The 12,279-nt window shown below is 59.0% G+C and carries 13 protein-coding genes; 5 read left to right on the top strand and 8 right to left on the bottom strand.

Translation table 11 applies throughout. The features are described from left to right. Positions 1–10: 10 nt before the first annotated feature. The 3 genes from GGU46_RS19225 to GGU46_RS19235 form a co-directional block, all read right to left on the bottom strand. A complete protein-coding gene (locus tag GGU46_RS19225) occupies positions 11–664 on the bottom strand; it encodes a DUF4142 domain-containing protein (RefSeq protein ID WP_183405188.1) in 654 nt (217 codons plus the stop codon). Between the two features lie 72 nt (positions 665–736). Next, positions 737–976: a hypothetical protein gene (locus GGU46_RS19230; RefSeq protein ID WP_183405189.1), complete on the bottom strand. Its 240-nt coding sequence runs from the start codon at positions 974–976 to the stop codon at positions 737–739. A 36-nt stretch (positions 977–1,012) separates the two neighbouring features. Next, the gene (locus tag GGU46_RS19235; RefSeq protein WP_183405190.1) at positions 1,013–1,591 is read right to left on the bottom strand and encodes a DUF4142 domain-containing protein; all 579 of its coding nucleotides are present in this window, start codon (positions 1,589–1,591) and stop codon (positions 1,013–1,015) included. A 167-nt stretch (positions 1,592–1,758) separates the two neighbouring features. Here GGU46_RS19235 and GGU46_RS19240 point away from each other — a divergent pair, with 167 nt between their 5' ends. After that, a complete protein-coding gene (locus GGU46_RS19240) occupies positions 1,759–2,619 on the top strand; it encodes a hypothetical protein (protein WP_183405191.1) in 861 nt (286 codons plus the stop codon). An 18-nt stretch (positions 2,620–2,637) separates the two neighbouring features. Here GGU46_RS19240 and GGU46_RS19245 read toward each other — a convergent pair whose 3' ends face one another. Together GGU46_RS19245 and queA are read right to left on the bottom strand one after the other, a co-directional pair. Beyond that, entirely contained in the window at positions 2,638–3,354 is a 717-nt protein-coding gene (locus GGU46_RS19245; protein ID WP_183405192.1) for a 2-C-methyl-D-erythritol 4-phosphate cytidylyltransferase, read from the bottom strand. An 84-nt stretch (positions 3,355–3,438) separates the two neighbouring features. Continuing rightward, a complete protein-coding gene (queA, locus tag GGU46_RS19250) occupies positions 3,439–4,488 on the bottom strand; it encodes a tRNA preQ1(34) S-adenosylmethionine ribosyltransferase-isomerase QueA (protein WP_183405193.1) in 1,050 nt (349 codons plus the stop codon). A gap of 140 nt (positions 4,489–4,628) precedes the next feature. On the opposite strand from queA, the gene GGU46_RS19255 reads away from it, so the two are divergent. The 4 genes from GGU46_RS19255 to GGU46_RS19270 all read left to right on the top strand — a co-directional run bounded on the left by GGU46_RS19255 (position 4,629) and on the right by GGU46_RS19270 (position 9,236). Further along, positions 4,629–5,891 (top strand): ABC transporter permease, encoded by a 1,263-nt coding sequence (locus GGU46_RS19255; protein ID WP_183405194.1) that lies wholly within the window; start codon positions 4,629–4,631, stop codon positions 5,889–5,891. Between the two features lie 432 nt (positions 5,892–6,323). Continuing rightward, on the top strand, positions 6,324–7,187 hold the full coding sequence (locus GGU46_RS19260) for an LOG family protein (RefSeq protein ID WP_183405195.1): 864 nt from the start codon (positions 6,324–6,326) through the stop codon (positions 7,185–7,187). A gap of 160 nt (positions 7,188–7,347) precedes the next feature. After that, a complete protein-coding gene (locus GGU46_RS19265) occupies positions 7,348–7,986 on the top strand; it encodes an RBBP9/YdeN family alpha/beta hydrolase (RefSeq protein ID WP_183405196.1) in 639 nt (212 codons plus the stop codon). Positions 7,987–8,051: 65 nt separating this feature from the next. Further along, positions 8,052–9,236, top strand: coding sequence for an FAD-dependent oxidoreductase (locus GGU46_RS19270; protein WP_183405197.1), 1,185 nt, complete (start codon positions 8,052–8,054; stop codon positions 9,234–9,236). A 209-nt stretch (positions 9,237–9,445) separates the two neighbouring features. Here the strand turns inward: GGU46_RS19270 and GGU46_RS19275 are convergent, their stop codons facing one another. From GGU46_RS19275 to GGU46_RS19285, 3 genes are all read right to left on the bottom strand, one after another. Continuing rightward, positions 9,446–10,120 (bottom strand): ABC transporter ATP-binding protein, encoded by a 675-nt coding sequence (locus tag GGU46_RS19275; protein WP_183405198.1) that lies wholly within the window; start codon positions 10,118–10,120, stop codon positions 9,446–9,448. 167 nt (positions 10,121–10,287) lie between these two features. Next, positions 10,288–10,509 carry a DUF2795 domain-containing protein gene (locus tag GGU46_RS19280; protein WP_019948259.1) on the bottom strand — a complete coding sequence of 74 codons (222 nt, stop codon included), beginning with the start codon at positions 10,507–10,509 and terminating at the stop codon, positions 10,288–10,290. Between the two features lie 141 nt (positions 10,510–10,650). Beyond that, positions 10,651–11,970 carry a DUF349 domain-containing protein gene (locus GGU46_RS19285; RefSeq protein WP_183405199.1) on the bottom strand — a complete coding sequence of 440 codons (1,320 nt, stop codon included), beginning with the start codon at positions 11,968–11,970 and terminating at the stop codon, positions 10,651–10,653. Between the last annotated feature and the right edge of the window lie 309 nt (positions 11,971–12,279).

The following is a 12,279-nucleotide window of genomic DNA, read 5'->3' on the forward strand; positions in this document are numbered from 1 at the left end:
AAGCATACGCCTACATGTTCCCGTTAGAGGCAGCCATAGAAGAATGCTGCTTGAACATGGTTAGGTGAGCCTGTACTACCGGCAGAGTTTTCGTGATGAAGCCCTGCAGATCCGCGTCTTGGGTCATCTTCTGGTGAGCTACCATGGTGTTCACCGTTTTCTGGTGGTCCATGGCCATTTGCTCCATGTACTTCTGCTCAAACTCCTTGCCCGAAAGCTCCTTCATTTGCGCGGCAATGGCTTTGTGCTCCGCGTCCATATCGGTGGGCAGCGTCACGCCCTTTTTCTGGGCAATCGGCTTCAGATCAGCCGTGGACTTGGTGTGGTCGGTAATCATTTTGTTGGCGTGGTCCTTTGCCATGCCCGTTACACCTTTCTCCAGCGCCAGCTTGCTGAGCTGAATCTCGTTCTGGTCGCTGTGAGCCGCCGACATCATAAATTCCGGATCGGTGGCGTGAGGGGCCGTGGGGCCTTCCGTTGCCATACCCGTTGAGGAGGTGTCAGATGAAGGCATGGTGCCGGAAGACGCCATAGCCGTGTCGCTGCCCGCAGCACCGGCAGTTGCAGTCGTATCGCCAGCGGCGGCAGATTCATTGCCCGAGTTGCCGCAAGCGCCCAGGCCTAGCAGGCCAACGCAGGCAGCAGATAAAAGAATACGTTTCATTGGAAAGGGTTGTGAGAGTGGAAAGAAGAATTCCAGGCAGATCCGGGCCCGGAGCGGGAGGTAGGCGGTAACCTAGCGGTCAGCGCCGGTTGAATCAGCAGCTACGGCCGAGTCGGCGTTGGCCGTAACGGTTGGGCCGGCGTTGTTGTCGATAACCACGGCATCGGCTTGTACGCCACCATCTTCGGCGGCTTTATCCATGTCGCTCACGGCTTCGCCGGCGGTGCCGTCGGTGCGTTTTTCGGCGTTATTGCAGCTGCCCAGCAGCAGGCCCGCCGCCAAGGTCAGGAAGGGAAGGAATCGGAATTTCATGAGTATGGAAAAGAATGAAAGAAAGCAGGAATGACCTTACGGCTTCAGCTTATCCTGCAGGGCTTCCCCCGCAGTGTGTTGATCTTTCAGGGCGGGTAGCTGGCGCGCGGCCAGTGCCCGGATGTCCCCGTCGTAGGCCTCATCCGCCATATCCTCGTAGGCGTCTACGGTCTTATCCGTGAGGCTGCTGAGCATTTCCGCGTATTTCTGGTCGAAGGCCGGGCCATTCAGGGCCGTCAGCTCGCCTACTTCCTGGGCCTGGCTTTCGCCCAAACCAGTAGGTAGGGCCCGGTTTTTCTGCTGAGCCAAGGTTTTCAGCTCCTGCAGCCGGGCCGAAAGCTGGGCAATAGCGTTCTGGGCCACGTAGCGGGTATCGGGGGAAGTAGCTTTGCGCTGGGCAATCTGGCTGATTTCAAGCAGCTCCATTTTCTGGCTGGCCGCTTCCACCAGAAACTCAGCATCGCGCAGCTGGCGCTTGGTGATATTTTCTTCCCCAATGCGCTTCTCGTTCTGGAACTTGGCGCTGAAAACAGGGTCTTTGCTGTTTTCTTTAGCCGAGCAGGCTACCGCCAGGGGAGCCAGAAGCAGCACATATAATCGAAGGGGAAGCAGCATAAAGTCAGAAGATTGCCCGGTGCAAAACGGTTTGCATGGCTATACGCGCATCAGTAGCCCAGGTTGGGATTCAGCTTTCAGAAAAAAGTTCCCGCTCCAATTAAACTCTGGCTTCGGCAGCAGCTCCAACTGCCAAATTTCTTCTCACCCTTCTCTGCTTTTGCCCCATGAATGCTGCTGTACTACGCCCGCTAGGGCTGGCCACCTTGGCCAGCCTGGCCCTGCTCACCGGTGCCTGCTCCAAATCGACTGATCCCCAGGCCGCCGCCGCCGACGTGGCTGCGTCGGCCGAGGACCAAAGCCTGGCCGACGAGGAAAACGCGGCCCTTACTGACTTGGTGGAAGCCGGCTCGCCTGCCGATGCGGCCGTGGCGGCCAGCCCCGCCGCCGAGCCCGCCGACCTGGCCCGCGTAGCCGGCAACTGCTTCACGCGCACCTATGAGGCGGCTACCCGTACCCTTACCCTCGACTTCGGTTCCGTCAACTGTCTGGGCCCCAACGGGGTGGCACGCCGCGGTAAGGTGGTGGCCGCATTCAGCGGGCCCTACCGGCAAGCCGGCGCTACCGTTACTATTACGCTGATAGACTACTTCCGTAACGATAATAGGCATACCGGCACCCGCACACTCACCAATCTGGGCAATGGCTCCTGGAAGCTGCAGGTGCAGAATGCCAGCGTAACCACCGCCGCCGGCACTCACTCCTGGACCTCGGAGCGCCAGTACACCCGCACGGCCGGTTTCGGTACCCGCACCATCCTCGACGACGAGTATAGCGTAACGGGGCAGGCCAGCGGCACCAACCGCAAGGGGGGAAGCTACTCGGCTACCATTGAGCAGCCGCTGCTTAAGAAAATACAGGCAGGTTGCGCCCGCACCTTTGTGGCCGGCACCGTTAAAATTCTGACCGCTAAGGAAAAGGAACTGCTGCTGAACTACGACCCCACCGGCACCCAGGCCTGCGACAACCTGGCTACCATCACCAGCAACGGCGTCACCCGCACCATTCGGTTGGGCCGGGGACTGTAAGCGGCCCGTATGGGTAGGCTACTGCGGCGGGCTGTTGGCCAGAATGGCTTCCGCCAAAAGCAAATCCTCGGGGGTGGTAATTTTCAGGTTGCGGTAGTCGCCGGCTACCAGCTGAATCGGGTGCAGGTCTTCCACCACGCTGGCGTCGTCGGTGAAGGTAGGCAGCTCCGGCAGCTGGTAGGCCCGGCGCAGCAGCCCGATTTCAAAGCACTGAGGCGTCTGGACGAGACGCAGCCGTGACCGGTCGAGGGCATAGGAGCCCTGCTGGCTCAGGCTCCGTACCGAGTCCTTGGGCACGACGGCCGCAATGGCGGCTCCGTGGGCCTGAGCGGCCTGATATGCAGCCACAATGACGCTGACAGGCGTGAGGGGGCGTACGCCGTCGTGCACGGCTACTACCCCCTCGGGGCTGCTCAAAGCCGCCAGCCCGTTGCGCACCGAGGCCCAGCGGGTAGCGCCGCCCGCCACAACCGTATGGGGCAGGGTAATGGCATGCTCCGCGCAGAGCTGCTGCCAGGTTTCAAACTGATCGGGGGGTAGCACAAGCACGCACTGCTGCACGCCCAGCGCCGGATCGGCGAAGCGGCGCAGCGTGTGCAGCAGCACTGGCTCACCGGCCAGCAGCAGGAACTGCTTGGGGCGGTCGGCGCCCATGCGGGAGCCGCTGCCCCCGGCCACCAGAATAGCAAACCGGGGCGCGGAGAATACAGTCGGAGAAGTATCAGCAGAGGTCATATGCAGTAGTCAGGACACAAAAAAGCCCTGGTACCGCAAGGTACTAGGGCTTTTTTACTCCGGTGGGCAGGGGGCCGGTCTGGTTTACAGAATCAGCATGGCGTCGCCGTAGCTGAAAAACTTATATTTCTCCTTGATGGCCGTCTGATACGCTTCAATCAGCAGCTCGTGGCCGGCAAAAGCCGAGGCCATCATCATCAGCGTGCTCTCCGGGGTGTGGAAGTTGGTGAGCAGCGCGTTGGAGATTTTGAAATCGTAGGGGGGGAAGATGAACTTATCGGTCCAGCCTTCCGTGGGCTTCAGGCGAGAGTGAGCCGATACCGACGACTCCATGGCGCGCATGGAGGTAGTACCCACGGCACACACCCGCTTCTTGGCATCCAGGGCCCGGTTTACTACTGCTGCCGAATCAGCCGGCACGATGAAGTTCTCGGAGTCCATCTTGTGCTTGGTCAGGTCTTCCACATCCACGGGGCGGAACGTACCCAGGCCTACGTGCAGGGTTACCGGCACCACATCAACGCCTTTGATTTCCAGGCGCTTCATTACCTCGCGGGTGAAGTGCAGGCCAGCCGAAGGGGCGGCTACAGCGCCGGTGTGCTTGGCGTAAATCGTTTGGTAACGCTCCTTGTCGGCGGCTTCCGTTTCGCGGGAAATGAATTCTTTCGGAATCGGGGTTTCGCCCAGGTCGTGCAGGGCCTTATAGAACTCCTCATCCGAGCCATCAAACAAGAACTTGATGGTACGGCCGCGCGAAGTGGTGTTGTCAATTACCTCGGCTACCATGTCCGACTCGCCGAAGTACAGCTTGTTGCCTACCCGGATTTTGCGGGCGGGATCCACAAGCACGTCCCACAGGTGAATTTCCTTGTTCAGCTCGCGCAGTAGAAACACCTCAATCTGAGCGCCGGTTTTTTCCTTGTTGCCGTAGAGGCGGGCCGGAAATACTTTGGTATCATTAACCACGAACACGTCGCCGTCCGTGAAATACTCAATAATATCCTTGAACACGCGGTGCTCAATCTTGCCACTGTCGCGGTGCAGCACCATCAGGCGCGACTCGTCGCGGTTTTTGGCGGGGTGCTGTGCCAGCAGGCTTTCGGGCAAGTCAAATTTGAACTCAGACAGTTTCATGGGCCGGACAGGGCAATAGGAGGGGAACCTAAGAAAAAAATCGAACCGCAAAAGTACGGACCTACGTCGAATAAATCGTTATTTTTCGCCCGAAATCTGCTTATTGCCCCTGCTACGTCCATGGCCGAACCCCTTCCCGCATGAAAGCGCTGCGTCTGACCCTGGAAAGTTTCCGTTTTGCGTGGCAAGCCCTGAAAGCCAACCTGCTGCGCACCATTTTGTCCCTGCTGGGCGTAACGGTGGGCATCTTCGCCATCATTGCTGTATTTACCGTCGTTGACTCATTGGAGGCCAACGTGCGCCAAAGCATGAGCTTTGTGGGCGACAAGGTGATTTACGTGATGAAAATGCCCTGGACCTTCGACCAGCCGGACTACCCCTGGTGGAAATACTTCGGGCGGCCCGTGCCCACGGTGCGCGAGTACAATGACCTGCGGAAAAGTCTGAGCGACAATAACCGGGGCGTGGCCGTGTTTGCCAGCGCCGGCGGCAACACCTTGCGGGCCGGCAACAACAGCATGGAAAGCATTGCCCTGCAGGGCGTCAGCTACGATTTCCGGAAGGTTTCTGACCTGCCCATTGCCGAGGGGCGCTACTTCACCCAGCGCGAGGTTGAGTCGGCGCGCAACGTGGCCATCATCGGGGCGGATATTGCCTCCAACCTGTTTCCGAACAGCACAGCCATAGGGCGCGAGTTCAAGGCCAAGGGTCAGCGCTTCACGGTAGTTGGGGTAGTGCAGAAGGAAGGCAAGAAGCTGCTTGACACGCCCAGCAACGACAACAACGTAGTTATTCCCTTCGAAACCTTCACCAAAATATTTACCCTGAGTACGGGCAACGGCTTTGGCATTACGCCTACCATCGCCGTGAAGGGCAAAGAGGAAGACGAAGGTCTGCTGGATCTGGAGTCGGAGATGCGCGGGCTCATGCGCAATATCCGCAGCCTACGTCCGCGAGAGGAAGACAACTTCGCCCTCAATCGCCCCGAAATGCTTGGCAACATGGTTGGCAAGCTGTTTTCCATTATCGGTATTGCTGGTGCCGTCATAGGGTCGTTTGCCATGCTGGTGGGCGGCTTCGGCATTGCCAACATCATGTTCGTATCGGTGAAGGAGCGCACCAACATCATTGGAATTCAGAAGTCGTTGGGGGCCAAAAACTACTTCGTGCTGTTCCAGTTTCTGTTCGAGGCCGTGTTCCTGTGCCTGCTGGGCGGTGCCGCCGGTATTTTCCTGGTGTGGCTGATTACGCTAATTCCGCAGGAAACCCTACCCCTGCTCTTGTCCTGGAGTAACATCTCCCTGGGGCTCACCGTGTCGGTGGTGATTGGGGTGCTGGCCGGCATCATTCCCGCTGTGCTGGCCGCCAACCTCGACCCCGTTATTGCTATTCGGGCGAAGTAAAGTGATGGGGTGAAGAGGTGAGGAGGTGAATCGTGACAAGTGACTAGTCAGCACGTCATGCCGAGCGCAGCGAGGAATCTTGGGTGCTGACGTTGCCAAGGTAGATGTCATGCTGAGCAGAGTCGAAGCATCTCTACCGCTTCGTTGCTATGCTGTTCGGACGTCAGCCGAGTGAGATTCCTCGGCTGCGCTCGGCGTGACGTGTCACTTGTCACGATTCACCTCTTCACCATTCACTGCCTCACTATTCTTAACTTGATGTTAACAAATTGTTAACTTGCCAGCCGCTACCTTGGGTCGCCCTTTCTTCCGTGGGGGCGGCTTTCTTTTTGCCCTTTTCTTCATTTTTTACCCGGGCCCGGATTCATTCCCACCTTGGTCGGCGGCCTGTGGGCCAGCCGGCTACCCGCGCCCTTTTTAGCGTAGCTTGTTATGTCGAAGCTCAAAAAAACCAGTAGAACCAAAGCAGCCGACCAGGTGCTGAATGCCGGCAGCGGCCAGACCATCGTTCAGCCCAACGTCAACGACAATAAGGTTAAGACCATCAGTGACATCCGCGAGCAAACCCACGGCGAGCGGACCGTGCAGCTCGACGACGAGCAGCGCATCCGCAAAGCTTTCGTGGATAAGGACTGGAACGAGATTAAGATTGCCGACTCCTGGCAGATCTTTAAGGTGATGGCCGAGTTCGTGGAGGGTTTCGAGAAGATGACCAAGATCGGGCCCTGCGTGTCCATCTTCGGCTCGGCCCGCACCAAGCCCGACAACCCCTACTACCAGATGGCCGAGGAAATTGCGGCCAAGCTGGTGCGCCACGGCTATGGCGTAATTACCGGCGGTGGCCCCGGCATTATGGAGGCCGGCAACAAGGGCGCCCACTCGGAGGGCGGTAAGTCGGTGGGCCTGAACATTGAGCTGCCCTTCGAGCAGTTCCACAACGCCTACATCGACCCCGATAAGGTGATTAACTTCGACTACTTCTTCGTGCGGAAGGTGATGTTCGTGAAGTACGCCCAGGGCTTCATTGGCATGCCCGGCGGTTTCGGCACCTTAGACGAGCTATTCGAGGCTATTACCCTGATTCAGACCAAGAAAATCGGCCGCTTCCCCATTGTACTGGTAGGCACGCGCTACTGGCAGGGCATGTTCGACTGGATTCAGCAGGTGATGCTGGAAGACGAGCACAACATTTCGCCCGAGGACATGAACCTGGTGCAACTGGTGGACGATGCCGAGTCGGCGGTAAAAATCATCGACGATTTCTACAGCAAATATCTGCTCTCGCCCAACTTCTAAGCCCGCCGCAGTCCGGATCCTTGGCCCCTGGTTTCTTCTTCCGAGCAGAAGCCAGGGGTTTTTTATCGCTATGCTTAAAAATATAGTCTTACAATCATTGATAGATACAAATTACAGTACCTACATTACGGAACTGTTAATTCAATTCTCGCACCCCGGTATGCCCAACCCCACCACTACCACCCGTAAAGACATCATCATTGTACCGCGCTGGGCAGGCGCTCCGCACCACGACTGGTACCCGTGGCTGGAAGAGCAGCTGCGCGCCGTGGCGCCAGAAGACGGTGTGGAGTATAACGTGCAGACCCTGCCCATGCCCGCCTGGGATTTGCCCGTCATTGAGCAAGCCGTAGATTATTTAATGACCGTGCTGCCGCCCGCCAAAGTAGGTTCGCACGTGTACCTGGTAGGCCACAGCGTAGGTTGCCTAGCTATTCTGCACTACCTGGCCCGCCTGGCCGAGCAGCACCCCGGAACCAAGCAGGTGGGCGGCGTGCTGTGCGTGGCCGGCTGGTTTTCGGTGGATAGCCCCTGGCAGGACATTCTGAACTGGATGCAGGCCCCCATTAACTACGAGGCGGCCCGGGCGCTGATTCCCGAGGACAAGCTCATGGTGCTGCTCTCCGACGACGACCCTTACACCTCCGGCTACCAGGACAACGAACGGCTGTGGGTGGAGCGCTTGCACTCCCGCGTGCACATCCTGCACGGCCGCCAGCACTTCAGCGCCCAGCTAGACTTCGACGTGCGCGATGCCGTCCGGGATTTGGCCGGTGCCCTAACGTCTCTGTCCAGCTAAACCGGCGGCCCCAGGTTTTCCGGGTTATCTTGGCGCGGCGGCTCTACCTGAGTCGCCGCTTTTGTATGGATGCTTCTTCTGATTTCGACTACCTGATTGTGGGCGGCGGGGCAGCCGGCCTGAGCCTGGCCTACCACCTCAGCCAGGAGCCCCGGCTGGCTGGCAAGCGGGTGCTGCTGCTGGAACCCGAGGCCAAGGACCAGAACGACCGGACCTGGTCGTTCTGGACCGATGAGCCCATGCTTTTCGACGAAATTGTGGCGCACGAGTGGCAGCAGCTAGCCTTCCGGAGCCCCCAGTTTGAGCGGGTATTTGCGCTGCGGCGCCATCGGTATAAGATGATCCGGGGCCTGGATTTTTATCAGTTCGTGCACGCGGCCCTGGCAAACAACCCGCAGTTTACCCGGGTAGCTGCCCCCGTTGCTACCCTCGAAAACCTGCCAGCGGGCGGCGTACGCGCCACTACTCCAACCGGCGAGCAGTTTACCGGTCACTATGCTTTTGATAGTCGCCCGCCAAAGCTGCATGAGCTGCAGCAACCCCATAAACACCGGTACCTGCTCCAGCACTTTGTGGGTTGGGAAGTGGAAACCGACCACGACGCCTTCGACCCCGCCACGCAGGAGTTTATGGACTTTCGGGGCGAGCAGTACCAGGAGCCCCGCTTCATATACGTGCTGCCCTTCAGCAAGCGCCGGGCCCTGGTGGAGTACACTCTCTTTTCGGGGCAGGTGCTGCCCAAGGCCGAGTACGAGGCCGAAATCCGGCGCCACCTGCGGGAGCAGCTGGGCGTAAACGCGTTTCGGATAACGGCCGAGGAAGTGGGCGCCATTCCGATGACCGACCACCCGCTCCCCCCGCGTACCGGGCCAGGAATCATTCACCTGGGCGTGCGGGCCGGGCGGGCCAAGCCCAGCACCGGCTACGCCTTCAAGCGCATTCAGGCCCACTCGGCGCGGCTGGTAGAAAGCCTGGCCGCCACCGGCCACCCCCCCCGGGACCTCACCGGGGACAAGTGGCAGTTTCGCCTGTTTGATACCCTGCTGCTGGATATTATGCAGCGTCGCGGCGAAATCACGCGCGACATCTTCACCGACCTATTCTGCAGAAACCCAGTGGAGCGCATCTTCGATTTTCTGGACGAGCGCACCACCTGGAAGGAAAACTTCCAGATCATGAACTCCGTGACCCCCTGGCCCTTTCTGCGCTCCATCTGGCATGTGCTGCGCGGGCAGCCAGGAAAGCGGTGAATGAGTGACGTATGTCATGGCGAGGCACGAAGCCATCCGTCCTCTCTCTCTTGTGACAAGCCTGATGAAATAACAACCCCTTGCCTCTATGCTGGAAGCAAGGGGTTGTCACGTTTCAGGGGGTAGGGCGTCGGCCAGGACGGGTGGCTTCGTCGTGCCTCCTCGCCATGACATACGTTACTCATTCACTCACTTACTCGCTCCCCATATCACCGCCTTACTGCCAGGCTTTCTTCGCTTTCCAGGTACTGGCGGGCGGCCCGGATGGTAGCGGGGGTTAGGCGCTCCAGGACGGGGGTAGGGGCGGAGAGGTTGAGCAGGTAACCGGCGGGTAGGGCCGCCAGGTTGTCGAGGTCGTGGGTGATGCAGAGAATGGTTCTCTGCTGCTCCGTGACCCAGGAATACAGTAGGTCAAAAACACGACGACGGTAGTACACGTCAAGCTGCTGGGTGGGCTCGTCGAGGAGGTAAAGGCGGGCATCCTGCAGGCTCAGCTGGGCCAGCCACACCAACTGCTGCTCCCCGCCCGAGAGCACCGTGAAATCCTGCTCGGCTAAATGCGCAGCCCCCACGCGGGCCAGGGCCGCATCGGCCAGGGCGTAGTCCTGCGTTTGATAAGCACCCAGGAAGTGGTGGTGGCGAAAGCGGCCCATTACGACCAGATCCCGCACCGGAATCGAAAACTCTACACTACCCCGCTGGGGCAAGTGAGCCAACAGGCCGCTGGCTGCCGGCCGCTGCAAGGTGCGCAACTCCTGGCCCAGTACCTGCACCGAGCCCTGGTAGGGGAGCTGCCCCGTCAGGGCCCGGAAGAGGGTAGTTTTGCCGCAGCCGTTGTGCCCGACAATGGCCACAAAGGCCGGCTCTGGCACTGTAAAACGCAAATTGCGGAGCAGGACGCGCTGTCCATACCCCGCAATCATATCGTAAACAGCAATAGGGTAATGAGGTGATGAAGATCGTTCTGGTGTATGGTTCATCTTCCGTCAAGCCAGATGTCTGGTAATGAAGAATAAATCACCGCATTACCTCTTCACCTCTACTCTACCTGCTAGTACTCGTCCTCGTTGAACATGAAGTCTTCTTTGGTCGGGTAATCCGGCCATACTTCCTCAATGTTCTCGTAGGGCTGACCGTCATCCTCCAGAGCCTGCAGGTTTTCTACTACCTCCATTGGGGCGCCCGAGCGGATAGAGTAATCAATGAGCTCATCCTTGGTGGCGGGCCAGGGGGCATCTTCCAGGTACGAAGCAAGTTCCAGAGTCCAGTACATAGTCGTGTGTGCTACTAAAAAAAGTGGTCGAAAGGTAAAGGTCCATCAGCAAAAATCTGGCCGGCGGCTCAGGCATGACACCTTTACCGACTCAGGGTTGCATTTTGCTGACGACAACGTAAAATATGCGGTAAAGTTGGGCTAACCCGTAATACGCTGCTGAAACATGGCAATCAGCTCGTTCTTGGTTCGGATTTTCCGCTCGAACGCCCGGATTTTGCCCTGCAGCATGGTCCGGAAGGTCTCGTTGCCGGGCGAGTCGTTGAGCTTGCCCAGGTTTTCTTCCAGCACTTCCTGCTCCTGCTTATCAAATTTAATGAAGTCGCGCAGGGCCTGAATGCGCAGGTTAGCCTGGTCGCGGGGGGAGTTGCTTTCGGCCGGGCCGGCGGGCTGGCGCTTGCGGATGTAGTGCTCCAGGGCGCTCATCTCAAACACTTTGTCGCAGGCCAGAATAAACTGCTCCCACACCCGGTCAGATTCTTCGCCGCGCACGGGGCCTACCTTTTTCCAGGCCGCCTGCAGCTCCTTGGCGCGGGCCACTGCCTGCGACATGGGCTGATTCAGCAGGGCCTGGGCTTCGGCTACCAGGGCCCGCTTGCGGCTGAGGTTGTCCTCGCCTCCGCCCCCGCCGCCCGCCGTGGCCGGCTCCTGGCGCTTGCTTTCAATGTGCACCTTCAGGCGCTCAAAGAAGTGGTTGTGCGCCGCCCGGAACCGCGTCCAGAGGTCGTTGGCCTGCTTGCGGGGTAGGGTGCCGTCGATTTCCTTCCACTCCTGCTGCAGCTGCTTGAGCTTGCGGGTGGTTTCCTCGAACTCGGTGGAGTTCTGCAGGGCTTCGGACTTATGAATCAGCTCCTTGTACCGGTCGTACACCCGGTTGGTCATGGCCTTTTTCTCGGCCAGGAACTCCTTTTTACGGGCGAAGAAAGCATCCACGGCGGCCTGAAAACGGGTTTCCAGCTCGTCGGTGAGGTGCTTCTCCACGGGGCCGGTCTTGATCCAGCCCTGGCGCAAGTCCTTTAATTTCTCGCTACCCCCCTGCCAGTCGATGGTGTCGTGCAGGGCTTCCGCTTCCTGAATCAGGCCGATTTTGGTGGCCAGGTTCTTCTCGCGGTTGCGGTTGATGGTAACCTTAATGGATTCTTCGGCCTCCGTCAGGCGGCGGTGCAGGCTCTCAAAGTCGCCGAGGGCATCGTAGCTCGCTACCTGCTCCTTCAGGTGCAGGGCCTTCATCAGAAACGAGCCTTTGTTGTCCGACTCCTCAATCTTCTGGAGCAGGTCTTCGACCTTGGTACGGAAGAGGTTGAAGCGTTGGGCGAAATAAATCAGGGAAGCATCAGCGGATTCCTTCACCTGCCCCACCTGACGGGCGGGCAGATCCAATAAGGGGCGAAGCCACACCTGGTCGCCCTCGATGTAGCCATAACGGCGGGCTTCGGCCAGCAAGTGGTCTTGTTGTTCCATAATCAGATAGCGGGGGAGCGAATAGGTGGAGAGGTCGGGAGTTGAGGCCAAAAAGCTGTACAAGTTTACAAGTTGTCGGGTAATTCCGCCGGTTGGCCCTGCCTGCGGAATGTTTGCGCGGGCTGCCTACCTTTGGCATTCTGGCTGCTAACCCAGGGGTTAACGGCCGGAGCCGGGGTAGTAGCTCCTCGCGGGAGAAGCTACGAACGGACAGCGAGTGTGGTTATTACGCGTGAAATTCAGAAAGCAGCCGGGCCCTTGCCGGACCGGGCTGCCGATACGGCCCGCTGCCGTATTGCTGCGCAAAAT

The organism is Hymenobacter latericoloratus (genome assembly GCF_014199535.1).
Lineage (GTDB): Bacteria > Bacteroidota > Bacteroidia > Cytophagales > Hymenobacteraceae > Hymenobacter > Hymenobacter latericoloratus.

Coding starts and splice junctions, on each gene's coding strand:
- GGU46_RS19225 (WP_183405188.1), bottom strand. CDS start 664: ATGAAACGTATTCTTTTATCTGCTGCCTGCGTTGGCCTGCTAGGCCTG.
- GGU46_RS19230 (WP_183405189.1), bottom strand. CDS start 976: ATGAAATTCCGATTCCTTCCCTTCCTGACCTTGGCGGCGGGCCTGCTG.
- GGU46_RS19235 (WP_183405190.1), bottom strand. CDS start 1,591: ATGCTGCTTCCCCTTCGATTATATGTGCTGCTTCTGGCTCCCCTGGCG.
- GGU46_RS19240 (WP_183405191.1), top strand. CDS start 1,759: ATGAATGCTGCTGTACTACGCCCGCTAGGGCTGGCCACCTTGGCCAGC.
- GGU46_RS19245 (WP_183405192.1), bottom strand. CDS start 3,354: ATGACCTCTGCTGATACTTCTCCGACTGTATTCTCCGCGCCCCGGTTT.
- queA (WP_183405193.1), bottom strand. CDS start 4,488: ATGAAACTGTCTGAGTTCAAATTTGACTTGCCCGAAAGCCTGCTGGCA.
- GGU46_RS19255 (WP_183405194.1), top strand. CDS start 4,629: ATGAAAGCGCTGCGTCTGACCCTGGAAAGTTTCCGTTTTGCGTGGCAA.
- GGU46_RS19260 (WP_183405195.1), top strand. CDS start 6,324: ATGTCGAAGCTCAAAAAAACCAGTAGAACCAAAGCAGCCGACCAGGTG.
- GGU46_RS19265 (WP_183405196.1), top strand. CDS start 7,348: ATGCCCAACCCCACCACTACCACCCGTAAAGACATCATCATTGTACCG.
- GGU46_RS19270 (WP_183405197.1), top strand. CDS start 8,052: ATGGATGCTTCTTCTGATTTCGACTACCTGATTGTGGGCGGCGGGGCA.
- GGU46_RS19280 (WP_019948259.1), bottom strand. CDS start 10,509: ATGTACTGGACTCTGGAACTTGCTTCGTACCTGGAAGATGCCCCCTGG.
- GGU46_RS19285 (WP_183405199.1), bottom strand. CDS start 11,970: ATGGAACAACAAGACCACTTGCTGGCCGAAGCCCGCCGTTATGGCTAC.